Origin of the sequence: Pseudoalteromonas sp. S4741 (genome assembly GCF_005886135.1) — a bacterium.
Taxonomy (GTDB): Bacteria; Pseudomonadota; Gammaproteobacteria; order Enterobacterales; family Alteromonadaceae; genus Pseudoalteromonas; species Pseudoalteromonas tetraodonis.
On record NZ_PNCN01000035.1, the window covers coordinates 19,551 to 35,132 of the forward strand.

General features: G+C 41.6%; 15 protein-coding genes. All 15 read right to left on the reverse strand.

Features of this window, described 5'->3' with window-relative positions; all coding sequences use genetic code 11:
* Nucleotides 1–5 precede the first annotated feature (5 nt).
* The 15 genes from CWC30_RS06720 to fliR all read right to left on the reverse strand — a co-directional run bounded on the left by CWC30_RS06720 (nt 6) and on the right by fliR (nt 15,580).
* Nucleotides 6–503, reverse strand: a complete 498-nt coding sequence (locus CWC30_RS06720; protein WP_138626709.1) for a chemotaxis protein CheW — start codon at nt 501–503, stop codon at nt 6–8.
* Between the two features lie 21 nt (nt 504–524).
* On the reverse strand, nt 525–1,247 hold the full coding sequence (locus CWC30_RS06725) for a chemotaxis protein CheW (RefSeq protein WP_138626710.1): 723 nt from the start codon (nt 1,245–1,247) through the stop codon (nt 525–527).
* 3 nt (nt 1,248–1,250) lie between these two features.
* The gene (locus tag CWC30_RS06730) at nt 1,251–2,021 is read right to left on the reverse strand and encodes a ParA family protein (protein WP_008112222.1); all 771 of its coding nucleotides are present in this window, start codon (nt 2,019–2,021) and stop codon (nt 1,251–1,253) included.
* Between the two features lie 15 nt (nt 2,022–2,036).
* Nucleotides 2,037–2,996 carry a flagellar motor protein MotB gene (locus CWC30_RS06735; protein WP_138626711.1) on the reverse strand — a complete coding sequence of 320 codons (960 nt, stop codon included), beginning with the start codon at nt 2,994–2,996 and terminating at the stop codon, nt 2,037–2,039.
* Nucleotides 2,997–3,001: 5 nt separating this feature from the next.
* Nucleotides 3,002–3,766 (reverse strand): flagellar motor protein, encoded by a 765-nt coding sequence (locus tag CWC30_RS06740; RefSeq protein WP_036981768.1) that lies wholly within the window; start codon nt 3,764–3,766, stop codon nt 3,002–3,004.
* On the reverse strand, nt 3,759–4,895 hold the full coding sequence (locus tag CWC30_RS06745; protein WP_069438700.1) for a protein-glutamate methylesterase/protein-glutamine glutaminase: 1,137 nt from the start codon (nt 4,893–4,895) through the stop codon (nt 3,759–3,761). Before CWC30_RS06745 ends, CWC30_RS06740 begins: the two co-directional genes overlap by 8 nt.
* Before the next feature lie 53 nt (nt 4,896–4,948).
* Complete coding sequence (locus tag CWC30_RS06750; RefSeq protein ID WP_138626712.1) at nt 4,949–7,156, reverse strand: chemotaxis protein CheA; 2,208 nt, start codon at nt 7,154–7,156, stop codon at nt 4,949–4,951.
* Between the two features lie 14 nt (nt 7,157–7,170).
* The gene (locus tag CWC30_RS06755) at nt 7,171–7,938 is read right to left on the reverse strand and encodes a protein phosphatase CheZ (RefSeq protein ID WP_036981764.1); all 768 of its coding nucleotides are present in this window, start codon (nt 7,936–7,938) and stop codon (nt 7,171–7,173) included.
* 16 nt (nt 7,939–7,954) lie between these two features.
* Nucleotides 7,955–8,338: a chemotaxis response regulator CheY gene (gene cheY / locus CWC30_RS06760; protein WP_036981761.1), complete on the reverse strand. Its 384-nt coding sequence runs from the start codon at nt 8,336–8,338 to the stop codon at nt 7,955–7,957.
* 40 nt (nt 8,339–8,378) lie between these two features.
* On the reverse strand, nt 8,379–9,089 hold the full coding sequence (locus CWC30_RS06765) for an RNA polymerase sigma factor FliA (protein ID WP_138626713.1): 711 nt from the start codon (nt 9,087–9,089) through the stop codon (nt 8,379–8,381).
* 26 nt (nt 9,090–9,115) lie between these two features.
* Complete coding sequence (locus CWC30_RS06770; protein WP_036981759.1) at nt 9,116–9,976, reverse strand: MinD/ParA family ATP-binding protein; 861 nt, start codon at nt 9,974–9,976, stop codon at nt 9,116–9,118.
* A complete protein-coding gene (gene flhF, locus CWC30_RS06775) occupies nt 9,969–11,459 on the reverse strand; it encodes a flagellar biosynthesis GTPase FlhF (protein WP_138626714.1) in 1,491 nt (496 codons plus the stop codon). The genes CWC30_RS06770 and flhF overlap by 8 nt, the downstream gene beginning before the upstream one ends.
* A gap of 21 nt (nt 11,460–11,480) precedes the next feature.
* Nucleotides 11,481–13,589, reverse strand: coding sequence for a flagellar biosynthesis protein FlhA (gene flhA, locus CWC30_RS06780; RefSeq protein WP_076918267.1), 2,109 nt, complete (start codon nt 13,587–13,589; stop codon nt 11,481–11,483).
* A 71-nt stretch (nt 13,590–13,660) separates the two neighbouring features.
* A complete protein-coding gene (flhB, locus tag CWC30_RS06785) occupies nt 13,661–14,791 on the reverse strand; it encodes a flagellar biosynthesis protein FlhB (RefSeq protein ID WP_036981753.1) in 1,131 nt (376 codons plus the stop codon).
* A 9-nt stretch (nt 14,792–14,800) separates the two neighbouring features.
* Nucleotides 14,801–15,580: a flagellar biosynthetic protein FliR gene (gene fliR / locus CWC30_RS06790; RefSeq protein WP_138626715.1), complete on the reverse strand. Its 780-nt coding sequence runs from the start codon at nt 15,578–15,580 to the stop codon at nt 14,801–14,803.
* Nucleotides 15,581–15,582: the final 2 nt, after the last annotated feature.

The window sequence follows — 15,582 nt, forward strand, 5'->3', positions numbered from 1 at the left end:
GAAGCTTATATATCGCTTAACTCATCCCATTCGTCATCACTAAGTAGTTTATTTAAATCAACCAGAATAAGTAACTCATTGTCGCGGTTACATACACCTTGAATAAATTTAGCACTTTCCTCTGTACCTACATTTGGCGCACTGTCAATTTCAGAGCTACGTAGGTAAACAACCTCAGAAACGCTATCGGCTAAAATGCCAATCACTTGCTCTTCAGCTTCAATAATTAAAATACGTGAATTATCCGTCGCTTCAATATCAGGTAAACCAAAACGAGAGCGAGTATCAATAACGGTAACAACATTACCACGTAAGTTAATAATACCAATCACATACGAAGTCGCACCTGGTACAGGAGCAATCTCAGTGTAACGCAGTATTTCTTGCACTTGCATTACATTTACGCCATAAGTTTCATCTTCTAGCTTGAAAGTAACCCACTGTAAAATCTCATCATTATTATCTGCATTTTTCTTAGCTGACAGTAATTTATCTTCACTCATGCTCTTACCTCGTAATGGTCATTACTTGTGACGGCTATCTAAGCCTTTCTCTAATAGTGCGTTTAAATTATTAACATCTATTAAAGCACACATTTTTTCTTTAATTACTCCAGCAAGCCATGGGCGCTTACTGTTATTTGTACGCCATTTTACATCTTCTTTACTCAATGTAATGTTATTTATTAGTTTTTCTGCTAATAAACCCCATTGGCTATCACCTAAAGTGATGAGGTATTGATAATTTAAAGATGCCTCTAACTGCTCATCGTACTTTTCAGGCATAACCCAGCGAGCGGTATCAACAACATTGAGCTTTTCTTCTCGGTTGATCATAACCCCTTTAAACCACTTAGGCTTGCCAAATAAATGATTTACTTCTCCAAGCTCATGAATGCCACCTAAGGCTTTTAGCGGCACCGCTAAAGTAAGCCCTGCCACTTCAAAAAACAGCGCTTGAAACTCACCATCAAAGTAGTCAGCTTCACCACCTACAGCCACCTCTTGCTCAGGCACGACGTGTTGCTTTTGGAGAGTGTCAATTTCTACATTCGATACTTGCTTATTAAGCTTTTCAACTTCAACAACAGGCTCAACTATTACTGGTTGTTCTTTTTGCTCTTCATACGTTACCTGCTCAAGCAGTTTAGCAACAGGCTCAAGGTCTTTTGTTGGTTCGTCATCAGATAATAACGCCCCTAAGTACTGAGTGACTACTTTTTCATTAGCAAATAATTGCTTACTCATTTATTAACCTTGTTTTATTAAATATTTAAGTAATGCTTTATAAGCATAGACTCCACGCGCATTTGGGCAAAAATCTACCGGTACTTTTTGCGCTAAACTTGCATCTCTAAATTTAGTATCAACTGGAATAACGCCTGGCCATACTTTTTCTTTATACGTTTCTTGTAGTGTTTTATAGGCCTCAAGCGATGCTTTGGTTCGTTTATCATACATAGTTGGAATTATAGTATATTCATAGCTTTTCGCTTGAGAGGTTTGCATTAATTCCATAGTACGCATCATTCTATCGAGCCCTTTAAGCGCCAAGAACTCAGTTTGCACCGGCACTAACACTCTTTCACAGGCGGCAAGCGCATTGACCATCAGCACACCTAAAACAGGTGGGCAATCTAAAATTGCGTAATCGTAATACTCGCTAATTTTAGCCAGTGTTTTTTTTAAAATCAGGCCCATTCCCGTTTTATTACCCATGCTACGGTCAAGTGTCGCGATCGCCATAGTTGCAGGTAAAATATCAAGGTTTTCAATTGTTGAGGGGCATAATGCTTGTAATATTTCTTCGCTTTTCATACTCGAGCCGCGAGTAAAAATATCGTAAACACTGACCTCTAAATCTTCTGAATCAATACCAAAGTAATAGGTTAGTGAAGCATGAGGATCTGTATCAATCAATAACACGCGCTTGCCTTGAAGCGCAAGGATCCCTGCAAGGCTAACCGCTGTAGTGGTTTTGCCTACTCCCCCTTTTTGATTGGCTACTGTCCAAACTTTCACATTACATCCTAATTACTATTCGTTGCGCGTTGTAACACGGATGCCACCATGCGGTAAACGGATTATTTTTATTGTATCATCTTGGGCAGGTAGCTCAATTTCTGGCTGACTTTGCTCTGATACTGAAATTGATGATTTCGTTTGTTCATCAGAGGGCTCTGGTGCTAAACCATATTTAGAAAGTGCAATCACGACTTTACGGTTTTCGGCACGCCCAGCTTCGGTATCATTATCAGCAAAGGGCGAGTATTGACCATACCCCTCAATGGCCATGCGCGCGGATTCAATGCCCAAACGCTCTAGCTCAACTAATATTGAGGTTGCACGCGCCACTGATAACTCCCAATTAGAACGAAATATTTCATTTCGTATGGTTTCGTTATCTGTATACCCGCGTACTCTTATATAGTTATCGACTGATGCAATGATTGCTTCAATTTTTTTTACAATCTCTTTGGCCTTGTTATATGCAACAGCACTACCACTGGCAAACAACAATCCGGAATTGAGCTCAATAACCAACCAGTCTTGGCTTAGTTCTAAGCTAGCCTCGCCACTGCGTATCTCATCAATCAGCGACGATTGTAATTTAGCCAATAAACTATCCAGCGGCTTACCTAAGTGGCGTTGACTAATATTGCTATTGTCACTTTGACCATCAAGTAACATTGGGCCTTGCTCTTGCTCTTGAATACTTTCGCCATAGAGTATTTCAGCCTCAGGGGTCACCCTTTCAAGCAATAAAGCATCACCATTTACCCCGTTACCCTGCTGAGAATATTGTTTCGTTGACTTATCAAAAACATGCTCCAGAGAATCAGATAGTACTTGTATATTGTCTTCTTTATTTATTGAAATGGCATACAATACAACAAAAAATGCGAACATAATGGTCATGTAATCTGCATAGGAAACTAGCCAACGCTCAGTGTGTTGATTTTTAGTGTTGTGATGACGTAAGCGACGGCGCAACATAACCGCTAATTAGCCTGTAAAATAGGACGTTCAACGCGGTAAGCTTCAAGCTTTAATTCTATATTAATAGGGCTCTCACCTTGGCTAATGGCAATAACGCCTTCAGCTAGCATTTCATGGTAAAGCATTTTTTGCTCAACACGTTGCTTTAATTTATTGGCCATGGGCAAAAACAGTAAATTAGCTAAACCTACGCCATATATAGTAGCAATAAATGCAGTAGCAATGCCCGTCCCTAATTGCTCAGGATCATTAATAAATGACATGGCTTGAATCAATCCAAGCACAGCACCTAGGATACCGATAGTCGGGCTGTAACCTCCCATCGCTTCATATACACGGCTAGCTTCAAGCAATCGTTCTCGTTCAAGTAATAAATCTATTTCAAGGGTATCGCGTAGTTTTTGCTCTGAACAGCCATCAACTAATAAACTCAGTCCTTTGGCGGCATAGGGGTCAGAGTGAGTAAGCGCTTCGTTTTCTAGCGCTAAGTAGCCTTCTTGGCGAGCTTTATGCGACCAGCGTTTTACTTGCTCAATAGCATCTTCAATATCGTGCTCATCAGTAACAAAAACCCAATGTGTAATACTAAGCATTTTCTTAAAAGTATTGGCTGATGTTTGCAGCATCACCGCACCTAATGTACCGCCTAATACAATAATTAGTGCAGGCCCATTAAACAGCGCAGATACCACACCTCCCTCTAAAGAATAACCTATTGCAATAGCACCTAATGCAACCAATAACCCTAAAATAGAAAGCTTATCCAAAGCCAACCTCTCTTTTTAAGCGCACCGCCACATCATGAAGGCCTATGTTTTCATTTGCTAATCCAGCACTAGCTACTGCTTGCGGCATACCATAGACAACACAACTTTTCTCATCTTGAGCCCAAATTGTAGCGCCAGTTTGTTTAAGCATGCGAGCACCGTCACGACCATCTGCGCCCATACCAGTTAAAATAATGGCAAGTACATCGCCTTGATACGCTTTTGCTACACTAGCAAAGGTAATATCCACACTAGGCTTATAGCTAACTCGTTCATTTTTATCTTCAAATACACGTAATGTTCTGTTTGAACCTCGCCCTTCTACCATCATTTGCTGTCCGCCTGGCGCTAAATAAGCACAGCCTGGTTGCAGTCTATCGCCTTGCTGTGCTTCTTTTACTTTAATTTTACACAAGCTATCTAATCGAGTCGCAAACGCAGGTGTAAATGCAGCTGGCATGTGTTGTATGAGTAGTATTGGGTGTGGGAAATTAGCAGGTAACTGAGTCAATATAGTTTGCAGTGCAACTGGTCCACCTGTTGATGTGCCAATAGCAATTAATTGATATTGCTTACCACTAGCACGCGTTGATGTGCTACTAGAAGGCGTTGGGCTTGCGCTTTTAAAGCTACGATCAGGTTGCACTATAGGCTTATTAGCAAAGCGCTCAGAGGTGCTTGGCGCTGGTTTAAGACTTGGAGCAGCAGGCGCTCTGATAATTCTACCATTTCGCTGGCGGCCTATTTCTTTAACTTTATTTTGTAATAGCTTTATTGCGTCGTCGTTATTACGAGCAATATCTTCAAACTTTTTCGGTAAAAAATCCATCGCGCCGGCATCAAGTGCATCTAAGGTGGCAGATGCGCCTGCGCGTGTTAACGAGGAGAACATTAAAATAGGAGTGGGGTTACTCGCCATGATCTCTTTAACCGCACTAATACCATCAAGCACCGGCATTTCAACATCCATGGTGATCACGTCAGGTCGTAATTGAGCTGTTTTATCGACAGCTTCTCGACCATTTACAGCGAAACCTATAACTTCAATGCCGCTGTCTTGTGCAAGAATTTCACTCACTCTGCGGCGAAAAAAGCTTGAATCATCAACTACTAAAACTTTAACAGCCATTTCGCTCTCTTATTCAATGAATGGGTAGGCATAAAATATATGCCTACTTTTAATTATCCAGCGTAATGCTTTAACATACTTGGCACATCTAATATCAGTGCAATGCCACCATCAGAGGTGATTGTTGCACCTGCCATACCAGGCGTCCCTTGAAGTAATGCGTCTAAAGGCTTAATTACCACTTCCTCTTGACCAATAAGCGAGTCAACAACAAAACCCACTTTTTGAGTTCCTATTTGCACAATAACCACATGACCTTGTGCTTTTCGCTGACCTCTATCAGCCCCTTTGATGAGCCAATGTTCAAGGTAGAATAACGGAATCGATTTTTTACGAACTATTATAGTAAGCTGACCATCAACCACATTGGTCTTTGTTAAATCCAAGTGGAATATTTCACTAACACCCGCCAGCGGCAAAGCAAATGTTTGTTCGCCAACCACTACCATTAAGGTAGGCAGTATTGCCAGTGTCAGTGGTACTTTAATCTCTAAAGTAGTACCTACGCCCATCTCTGATTTAATATTTACTGAGCCATTGAGTTGAGTGATTTTTGTTTTAACCACATCCATACCAACGCCACGGCCAGAAATATCTGAAATCTCTTCTTTAGTTGAAAACCCAGGTGCAAAAATAAGGTTATAAGCTTCGGTATCAGAAAGACGACTCGCTTGGTCGTGATCAAGCACCCCTTTGTTAATGGCAATCTTTTTAAGCTTTTCAGCATCCATACCAGCACCATCATCTTGGATAGTAAGCAAGATATGATCGCCTTGTTGAGACGCTGATAAAGTAACAGTACCGGTTCTAGGTTTACCTGATGCTTCACGAACGTCTGGCATTTCAATGCCATGATCCACTGAATTGCGCACTAAATGCACTAACGGATCAGCAAGCGCTTCCACTAAGTTTTTATCTAAATCAGTGTCCTCGCCTACCATTTGCAAGTTGATATCTTTATTCAATGAACGAGCTAAATCACGTACCACACGTGGGAAGCGGCCAAATACTTTTTTGATTGGTTGCATTCGTGTTTGCATTACCGCACCTTGGATATCAGCTGTCACTACATCTAAATTAGAAATTGCTTTACCCATGGCCTCGCTATCAGAGTTAGTCGCTAGACTTACCAAACGATTTCGCACAAGTACCAGTTCACCTACCATGTTCATTATTTGGTCTAAGCGTTTGGTATCAACTCGTACCGTTGTTTCTGCCGGTGGAGGCGCTGCTTTTTTAGCGGGAGCTGCTTGTGCCGCAGAAGCCGGCTTAGCTGGCTCTGGTTTAGGCTGTGGCTTTGGTGTCGCAGCAGGCGCAGGTTTATTCTCGACTACAGGTTCTGGTTTACTTACAGGAGCCGGTGTTTCTATCGATTTAGGTGCACCTTTACCATGAAGCTCATCAAGTAACGCTTCAAACTCGTCGTCACTTATTTCATTATCGCCCGAGCTTTGCTCGTTACTTGGTGGAGCCACAGGAGCTGATGGTGTTTGTTGTGGTGTACTTGAGGTTGCTTGGCTCACTTCGCCAAAGCTGCCTACACCATGAAGTTCATCAAGTAGGCTTTCGAATTCATCGTCAGTTATATCACCACTGACATCATTGTCACTTGATGATGATTGTTTTTCTTGTGGGGCTTGCCCTTTTCCATGAAGTTCATCAAGTAGGCTTTCGAATTCGTCTTCGGTTATTTCATCAACCTGAGACTCAGTACTGCTGCTATCTGGGCCGCTAAATAATTCATCAAAAGCAAACGGGTCTTCTATAGCATCGTTGCTCGGTTGCTCTGCAACTGGTTCAGGCTCTACCGATGGAGTTTCCACAGGAGCTATATCTTCAACCACAGAATCGCCGGCAAGCTCTTCTGCTGTCGGTGGCTGCCCAAGTTTGTGAAGTACAGCAAGTAATTCTGGATCCGCAGGCTCTGGCTGGTCACGATTTTTAATCGTGGCAAACATTTCATTAATGGTGTCCAGTGCTTGTAAAATCACATCCATTAATTCAGAGTTAACTGTTCTTACACCTTGGCGCAGTAAATCAAACACATTTTCAGCACCATGACATGCATCAACAAGCTCTGTCATAGCCAAAAAGCCAGCGCCACCCTTTACAGTGTGGAAACCGCGAAATATTGCGTTTAGTAGCTCAGTATCATCTGGGTTGTTTTCCAGTTCTACTAACTGTTCAGATAAAAGCTCAAGGATTTCTCCGGCCTCTACTAAAAAGTCTTGTAAAATATCTTCATCGACTTCAAAGCTCATGCAGTACTCCCCTATTAGAAGCCCAAACTTGATAATAGATCATCAACTTCATCTTGATCAGATACAACATCATTACGCGATTCTTTATCAATAATAGGCCCTTCGGGACCTGCTAGTGTTTGTGCAACAATGGGATCTTCTATTTTTTCTGGTTGTTCAGTTGGTTCAGCCTCACCACCTTGCGCTGCAAATGCAGTTAAAAGGTGAATTAAACTTTCTTCAACTTCACGGACAAGTTCAATAACACGGCGAATAACCTGACCGGTTAAATCTTGATAGTCTTGAGCCATCAGCACATTAGTCATCAGCATTTGTAACTCATCGGTTTTGTGATGAGAACTGCTCATAAACTTATCAATACTATGGCAAAGTGATTTAAACTCACCAAGCTCTATTTCGCGGTTCATTAAACGATCCCACGTTGGCTTGATATCAGCTATTTCGTCAGCGATTTCTTGTGCTAATGGTAAGCTTGCTTCAACCGCATCCATTGTCTTATTGGCTGCGTTTTCTGTCATTTCCATGACATAGTTAAGGCGTTTTTTTGCGTCAGGGATGGCATCAGTGGTAATGTCTGTTAAACGCGTGTCTAACTCGAAACTTTTTAAAGCTTCGTGCAGTTGACGAGTCAACTTTCCCACCTCAGCAAATAAATGTGATTGCTCTTGTGAAGCTGTTTCTAAAATTAACTGATTCGCTTTATCTTGCTCACCATTTTCTAAAAAAACAACTAACTGGCGAGCTTGTTCTAAAGTAATCTGAGGCGCAGCAGGTGCTGACATAAGCCTCTCCCTCTCATTAACCTAAGCGTTCGAACACTTTTTCTAATTTAGTTTTCAATGTACTTGCAGTAAATGGTTTAACAATATAACCATTAACACCTGCTTGGGCCGCAGCAATTATTTGTTCTTTTTTAGCTTCTGCTGTAACCATTAAAACAGGAATATGCTTTAATTTTTCATCCGCTCGAATTGCCCTTAAAAGATCAATACCTTGCATGCCTGGCATATTCCAATCTGTTACAACAAAATCAAACGCTTGATTTTGCAACATAGGCAAAGCAGTTGACCCGTCATCTGCTTCTTGAACATTGGTAAAACCTAAATCGCGCAACAGATTTTTAATAATACGTCTCATTGTTGAGAAATCATCAACAACAAGAATTTTAATGTTTTTATCCAAAACATCCTCCAGTGAGGCCTGAACCTTTATTTACTTACTTCTAGTTTATCCAGTCATTGATTTTTGCTTTAAGCTTAATCATCGCCTGACCATGTATCTGACTTACACGCGATTCACTTACATCGAGTATATGCCCAATTTCTTTTAAATTCATCTCATCGTTATAGTACAAAGAAAGCACCATTGCATCTTTCTCCGGTAACGACTTTATTGCACTGAGTAAAGACTCATTAAACCGTTCATTTTTAACATTATTAAACGGTTTGTCTAGTGCTAAATCTTGGCCATGGGGTGTAATCACATCGTCATCTATACCAAGGTCTTCAATGCCTAACACTTTGCTTACATTTACATCGTTTAAAATATGATGATACTCATTTAGCGAAATTTCAAGTTTTTCAGCAACTTCACTATCTTTAGGTTCACGGTTTAAACTGTTCTCAAGCGCAACAATAGTCTCTGCAACCAAACGGCTTTTTCTGTGAACTGAACGTGGAACCCAATCGCCTCGGCGCATTTCGTCTATCATCGCACCACGAATACGAATACCGGCGAAGGTTTCAAAACTTGCACCTTTGCTTGCATCAAAGTTTTTTGAAGCTTCAATTAAACCAATCATACCCGATTGAATTAAATCATCTAGCTGCACACTGGCCGGTAAACGAGCAATTAAATGGCACGCCACTTTTTTGACTAATGAGGCATGCTTTTCAACAATCATATTTAAATTCTGTGCTGACTGATATCCCATAACTCTATTCACCGGTATTGTCATTGTTAGTTACTAACTAGTTTCTCAATGAAAAACTCTAAATGACCCGAGGCTTGGCTAGGTGTTGGCCACTTAGCAATTTTTGTAGCCAGTGTTTTAAAAGCAATTGCAGCAGGCGACCCAGGAAAAATCTCAACAATTACTTTTTGGCGGCGCGTTGATTTGCGCATATTTTCATCATATGGAACCGTTGCAACCAACTCCATTGATATATCTAAAAATCGGTCGGTAACCTTTGAAAGTTTTGCAAACAATTCCTGCCCTTCGCGTAAACTGCGCACCATATTGGCAACAATTTTAAATTTATAAACGCCGTGCTCACGGCTAAGTACTTTAATTAAAGCATAGGCATCGGTAATTGATGTAGGCTCATCACATACCACCACAAGCACATCTTGCGCTGCGCGAGAAAAACTCAGCACCATATCGGAAATACCCGCAGCGGTATCAACAATTAAAATATCAAAGTCGGTGTTAAGTTCACTAAATGCACGAATAAGTCCAGCGTGCTCTGAGGGTGATAACTCAACCATACTTTGCGAACCCGATGTTGCAGGCACTATTTTTATGCCTGCGGGACCTTCGACTAAAATATCATCAAGTTCACATTCGCCCGATAAAACATGAGATAAATTACGCTCAACGCGCAGTCCAAGCATCACATCACAATTCGCTAATCCTAAATCAGCATCTAGTACAAGCACACGTTTGCCTTGTTGGCCTAACGCGATTGCTGTATTAAGGGATACGTTCGTTTTACCCACTCCACCTTTGCCGCCGGTGACAGCGATAACTTTTACGCCGTTATTATTATTCTTGCTCATTTTGCGAAGGCCGCTTGCTTGATCTAAAACTGTGTTAATCATACATCTCTACTGTGCTCGACGCCACTGATTGGTGTCGTGATTGTTGTGCTTTTATTCTTTTTAAATACAATTGCTCAGCTTTTTTTACTAGTTTTTCGGCATTTGCCACTCTAATATCTTCTGGTACTCGCTGACCGTTAGTAAGATACCCTATTGGGAGACGATTTTGAATCGCAATACTAATAATCTCACCTAAACTCAATGACTCATCAAGTTTAGTAAAAATACATCCACTTAGCTGTACTTTTTTAAAGTGCCTTACTGTTTCTTGCAATACATTAATTTGCGCTGTCGCACTTAATACTAAATAACTACGTATATCAACACGCTGATTACGCATCAAGGTGTTTAACTGCTCGGTTAAGCGTAAATCACGTTGACTCATTCCCGCTGTATCAATTAAAACTAGACGTTTATTTCGTAAATGATATAAAACTTCTGCTAATTCATTTGCATCTTTAACTTGTTTAACGCCACAACCTATAATACGACCATACGTTGCTAGCTGCTCATAAGCACCAATACGGTAGGTATCGGTAGTAATAAGCGCTACTTTATCGGCACCGTATTTTTGTGCACCCAATGCTGCCAGTTTTGCAACTGTGGTGGTTTTACCCACGCCAGTAGGCCCGACTAACGCAAAAACACCGCCTTGGCGAAGTATTTCGTTGTTCGTGGTTTGCATTTGATCTTCAACTATGTTCAATAAAGCTTTCCAGCCTTGTTGGCGAGACACGTCGTCTGGTACAAAACATGCCATTTGCTCAGCAACATTTTTCTCTATCCCCATACCGACTAAGCGGTCAATCATACATGCACGGGTCGGATCGCGACGTGCCATATCTTGCTGCATTAAACCTGATACTTGGTGCTCTAATAGTTGACGAATTGCGTTCATTTCTTCACGCATTGTGCTGATGTCACTGGATTCTTTATGCATTGTTTGCTGACCCGGTGCGCTAGGTGAATCTAAATCGTCAAAGCCACTGTCTAAGTCGTCAAAACCTAAGCTATCGGCTTGAGTGCGAGGACGCACTGGCGCGCTTTGTTCACGTTCAAACATATTTTTAGGTCGTGATTGCACAAGCTCTTGTTCTTGATAGTGGCCAGATGTGTCAATACCAGAGTGTGAAAACATTGAAGCAAGCTCCGCTGAACGAGGACGTGGAGACTGACGCTCTAATAAGGCTTGTAAGCTATCTGCAACCTTTGCTTGTGGCTTAGGTTGAGCGCGTTGCGGTTCTGGTTTAACAAAATTATGTGAACTTTGCTCAGTATGTGCAAATGAAGCGCTTGCAGCAGGTTGACTTTGAGGCTGCTCTGGCGGTTTTGTCGCTGCTTTGTCGTAATCAACTGCAGCAACAATTTCAACGCCATTAGCTAGTTTTTTATTTGACATAATAACCGCATCAACACCCAACTCTTCTTTGACTTCTTTTAGTGCAGTGCGCATGTCTTTAGCAAAAAAACGTTTAATTTTCATAATTCAAACCCCTTTAAAATCTTATTGTTGGCCTACAGAGCTGACAATCTTGATCTGTCTTTCATCTGGTATCTCTTGATAAGACATCACCCGCAATCCTGGAATGGTGTATTTAACAAATCGAGATAACACAGTGCGTAACATTCCTGACGTTAGCAATATTGAAGGTTCACCGGCCATTTCTTGATTTTGATGCGCTTCATTCAATGATGTTTGAAGTCTATCAGCAAGCCCTGGTTCTATTCCGGCACCTTCATCACCTGCATTTTGAAGTGACTGATGCAACATCTGTTCCAACTCAGGCGCCAAGGTTATGACAGGGATTTCAGAAGACATACCAACAGCATCTTGAACGATTAATCTACGCAACGATATTCTCACTGCAGCCGTTAATACATCTGGGTCTTGGCTCCGAGGGCCATACTCAACAAGGGTTTGAACAATTGAGCGCATATCTCGTATTGCTACCCCTTCATTTAATAAATTTTGTAGTACTTTCACGATGGTGGTCAGCGGTAATACTTCAGGTACAAGTCCTTCAACTAAGCGAGGGTGACTCTTACCTAACATATCTAATAAGTTTTGTACTTCTTCATGTCCGAGTAATAATGCGGCGCTATTGGTGAGTAACTGACTAATATGGGTTGCCACCACGGTCGCCGAATCAACCACCGTGTAACCTAAAGACTGTGCTTCATCTTTTTGATCAGGTTTTATCCAAACTGCATCTAAACCAAACGCAGGATCTTTAGTTTCAATTCCTTTTAGCGGGCCAAATACTTGGCCTGGGTTAATCGCTAATTCATCACCATGTTTAAGTTCCCCCTCACCACTTGATACACCCATCATGGTTATGCGGTATGCATTTGGGTCGAGTTCTAGATTATCGCGTATATGCACCGGCGGCACTAAAAAGCCCAGCTCTTGAGATAGTTTTTTACGCACTCCTTTAATACGGTTTAACAGCTCGCCACCTTGTGATTGGTCAACGAGAGGAATGAGTCGGTAACCGACTTCTAGACCAATAACATCAACTTGTTGAACATCATCCCAACCCAGTTCTTTTTGCTCTTGTTTAGCCGCAATTCCGGTACCTGAGGCGGCATTTTCGGCTTCTTCTGCTTCTGCAGCGGCTAATTTCAGTTTATTTTGCTGAGTATAGTATGCAAGGTAACCTAAAAGCGCCCCTAAGCTTAAAAATGCAAGGTGTGGCATACCTGGGACTAAGCCCATAGTAATAAGGATACCTGAGGCAATAAATAACGACTTTTCGTTACCTAATTGCTGCTTAAACTGATCGCCCATATTGTGCGATTCATTTTGACGCGTTACAACAATCGCAGTACCAATTGAAAGTAGTAATGAAGGTAATTGCGCGACTAAGCCATCACCAATGGTTAATAGTGTGTACACTTCCATAGCACGTGAAAAGCTCAAGTCATGCTGGATCATGCCAACAAATAAACCACCCACAATATTGATCACTAAAATGACGATACCCGCGATAGCATCGCCTTTTACAAATTTACTGGCACCATCCATAGAACCATAAAAGTCGGCTTCACGGGTTACTTCCTCACGACGCTCTCTGGCTTGCTCTGCACTAATAAAGCCAGCATTCATATCTGCATCAATCGCCATTTGCTTACCCGGCATGGCATCAAGGGTAAAGCGTGCTGACACTTCAGAAATACGACCAGCACCTTTGGTGATTACCACAAAGTTAATGATGATCAGAATTAAAAACACCACCAAGCCCACGGCGTAGTTACCACCGATTACCACTGAACCAAATGCTTCAATGACTTTACCTGCGGCATCCCCACCGTTATGGCCCTCAAGCAGTACCACCCGGGTACTGGCCACATTGAGTGCTAAGCGCATTATGGTTGCGATTAACAGCACCGCTGGGAACATACCAAACTCAAGCGGCTTCATGGTGTATACGGTGACCAGTAATACAACTAACGCAAGCGCGATATTAAACGAAAATAATATATCAAGCAGGAATGGAGGCAGTGGTAAAATAACCATGCCCAGCGCAGCCAACACCAAAAGCGGTGTACCAACGCCCTTCGCATATTCTTTTTTATCTTTATTAAGTTGTTGTAATACCGCTTTAAATTCCATAACTCTACAATTTCAAAAAATTGACACTACGCTGAAGCTGCAATAACTATTCCAAGTTAGTTGGTTAGCAGTTAATACTTAAATTCATCGGGGATAGGCAGCTTTTTATTAAGGGCAACAGGGCGTTTTCCACGGCCTTTTTTAAACCGTTTAAGCTGAAACACATAAGCAAGCACTTGAGCAACCGCAGTAAAAAGCTGATCGGGGATTTGCTCACCCACTTCTGCAGTATGATAAAGCGCTCGGGTTAAAGTTGGAGACTCAACAATAGGCACTTCATTACCCAATGCAATTTTACGAATTTGCATGGCGAGCTCATCCACACCTTTGGCTAATACAATAGGCGCGCCTGCTCGCTCTGTATCGTATTTTAAAGCTACGGAATAGTGAGTAGGGTTGGTAACAATAACATCGGCGTCTGGCACATCCTGCATCATTCTCTTTTGCGACATTTGACGTTGGGTTTGCCTTATGCGCGCTTTAATCTGCGGATCACCTTCTGAGTTTTTATATTCGTCTTTTACCTCTTGCATAGTCATTTTAAGCTGTTTGTTATGACTATAGCTTTGAAATGGGGCGTCAATAGCAGCAATAATAATTAAGGTGCAAGATAACCCTAAAAACATCCAGGCTAATATTTCTAAAGCATGCACGATATTGCCCGGCGCACTTTCTATACTTAAATGTAATATTTCATCAAAATAAACATTAATTAAAAAGATAGCGAAAGTTGCCACTAGGCCAAACTTTAATAATGACTTAAGTAGTTCAATAGCCGCTTGCGGGCCAAACATCCGAGTAAAACCTTTCATTGGCGACATTTTACTGGCTTTGGGCGCAGCTGCCTGCCAGCTAAAATTAAAGCCGCCAAGCATGGTGTTACCAATAAACGCAGCGAGTACAATAATAAGTACAAACATCGACATAGGAAATAACAGTACGTCGGCCACCTCCCCCCACACCGCAAACATTTTTGTGGTGTCGTAGGTTTCATTGCGATTAAGACTAAGCATTCTGCCCATAATTCGGTACAAGCCTTTGCCAATTTCAGGGCCGTACATTAATAGAGAAATAGCAGAAAAAATAAGTACAAACATAGTACCTAGCTCTTTAGAGCGCGCTATTTGGCCTTTCTTTTTGGCATCATCAACTTTTTTGGGCGTGGGTTCTTCGGTTTTTTCTTGTCCTGAATCTTCAGCCATTACACTCTCCTAAGGGGAACAACCAACTAGAGTACACATTAGCTCAACCATTTTTAGCCATTGGAACTCAAACTGAGTGATAAAGTTACCGAGGGTAGCCCAAATAATAACGAGCCCTGCCACTAAGGTAAACGGAAAGCCTATAGAGAATATATTTAACTGTGGGGCAGCACGGGTCATGATGCCAAATGACATATTAATTACAAGCATGGCCGTTAATGGCGCTAACGAAAGCACTAGTGCAGTGGTAAACATCCAACCACCCCATGTCACTATGTCCCAATAATGATCAACCGCCCACCAATTACCATCAATGGGCAATACCTGAAAACTATGTACCACCATTTGAATCATCATTAAGTGGCCATTAAATACAAAAAATAACAAGGTAGCTAAAATGAGGTAGAACTGCCCTACAGCAGGCACACTCATTCCATTTGAGGGGTCAACAACAGACGCAAAACCTAAACCGGTTTGCATAGCAAGAATTTGACCGGCTAACACAAACGTATTGAGTAATAGTGTGGACGCAAAACCAATTGCGACACCAATCAACATTTGTTGGAGTACCACTAAAATCATTTCAAAAGAAAATAGATTAGTAAATGTAGCAGCAGGAAGAACAGGAACAACTAAGAAGGTGACCACAACAGCCAAGCCCATTTTTATTCGAGCAGGTACGTTTTTTGCGCCAATACCCGCCATGATCATGATCATAGAGCTGATGCGCACTAAGGGCAGTAAAAAATCACTTAACCATTGAATGACAACGGAAAATGGAAATTCCATTG

Coding starts and splice junctions, on each gene's coding strand:
- CWC30_RS06765 (WP_138626713.1), bottom strand. CDS start 9,089: ATGGGATATCAGTCAGCACAGAATTTAAATATGATTGTTGAAAAGCAT.
- CWC30_RS06725 (WP_138626710.1), bottom strand. CDS start 1,247: ATGAGTAAGCAATTATTTGCTAATGAAAAAGTAGTCACTCAGTACTTA.
- CWC30_RS06750 (WP_138626712.1), bottom strand. CDS start 7,156: ATGAGCTTTGAAGTCGATGAAGATATTTTACAAGACTTTTTAGTAGAG.
- CWC30_RS06720 (WP_138626709.1), bottom strand. CDS start 503: ATGAGTGAAGATAAATTACTGTCAGCTAAGAAAAATGCAGATAATAAT.
- flhB (WP_036981753.1), bottom strand. CDS start 14,791: ATGGCTGAAGATTCAGGACAAGAAAAAACCGAAGAACCCACGCCCAAA.
- flhF (WP_138626714.1), bottom strand. CDS start 11,459: ATGAAAATTAAACGTTTTTTTGCTAAAGACATGCGCACTGCACTAAAA.
- fliR (WP_138626715.1), bottom strand. CDS start 15,580: ATGGAATTTCCATTTTCCGTTGTCATTCAATGGTTAAGTGATTTTTTA.
- CWC30_RS06745 (WP_069438700.1), bottom strand. CDS start 4,895: ATGGCTGTTAAAGTTTTAGTAGTTGATGATTCAAGCTTTTTTCGCCGC.
- CWC30_RS06735 (WP_138626711.1), bottom strand. CDS start 2,996: ATGTTGCGCCGTCGCTTACGTCATCACAACACTAAAAATCAACACACT.
- CWC30_RS06770 (WP_036981759.1), bottom strand. CDS start 9,976: ATGATTAACACAGTTTTAGATCAAGCAAGCGGCCTTCGCAAAATGAGC.
- CWC30_RS06755 (WP_036981764.1), bottom strand. CDS start 7,938: ATGTCAGCACCTGCTGCGCCTCAGATTACTTTAGAACAAGCTCGCCAG.
- flhA (WP_076918267.1), bottom strand. CDS start 13,589: ATGGAATTTAAAGCGGTATTACAACAACTTAATAAAGATAAAAAAGAA.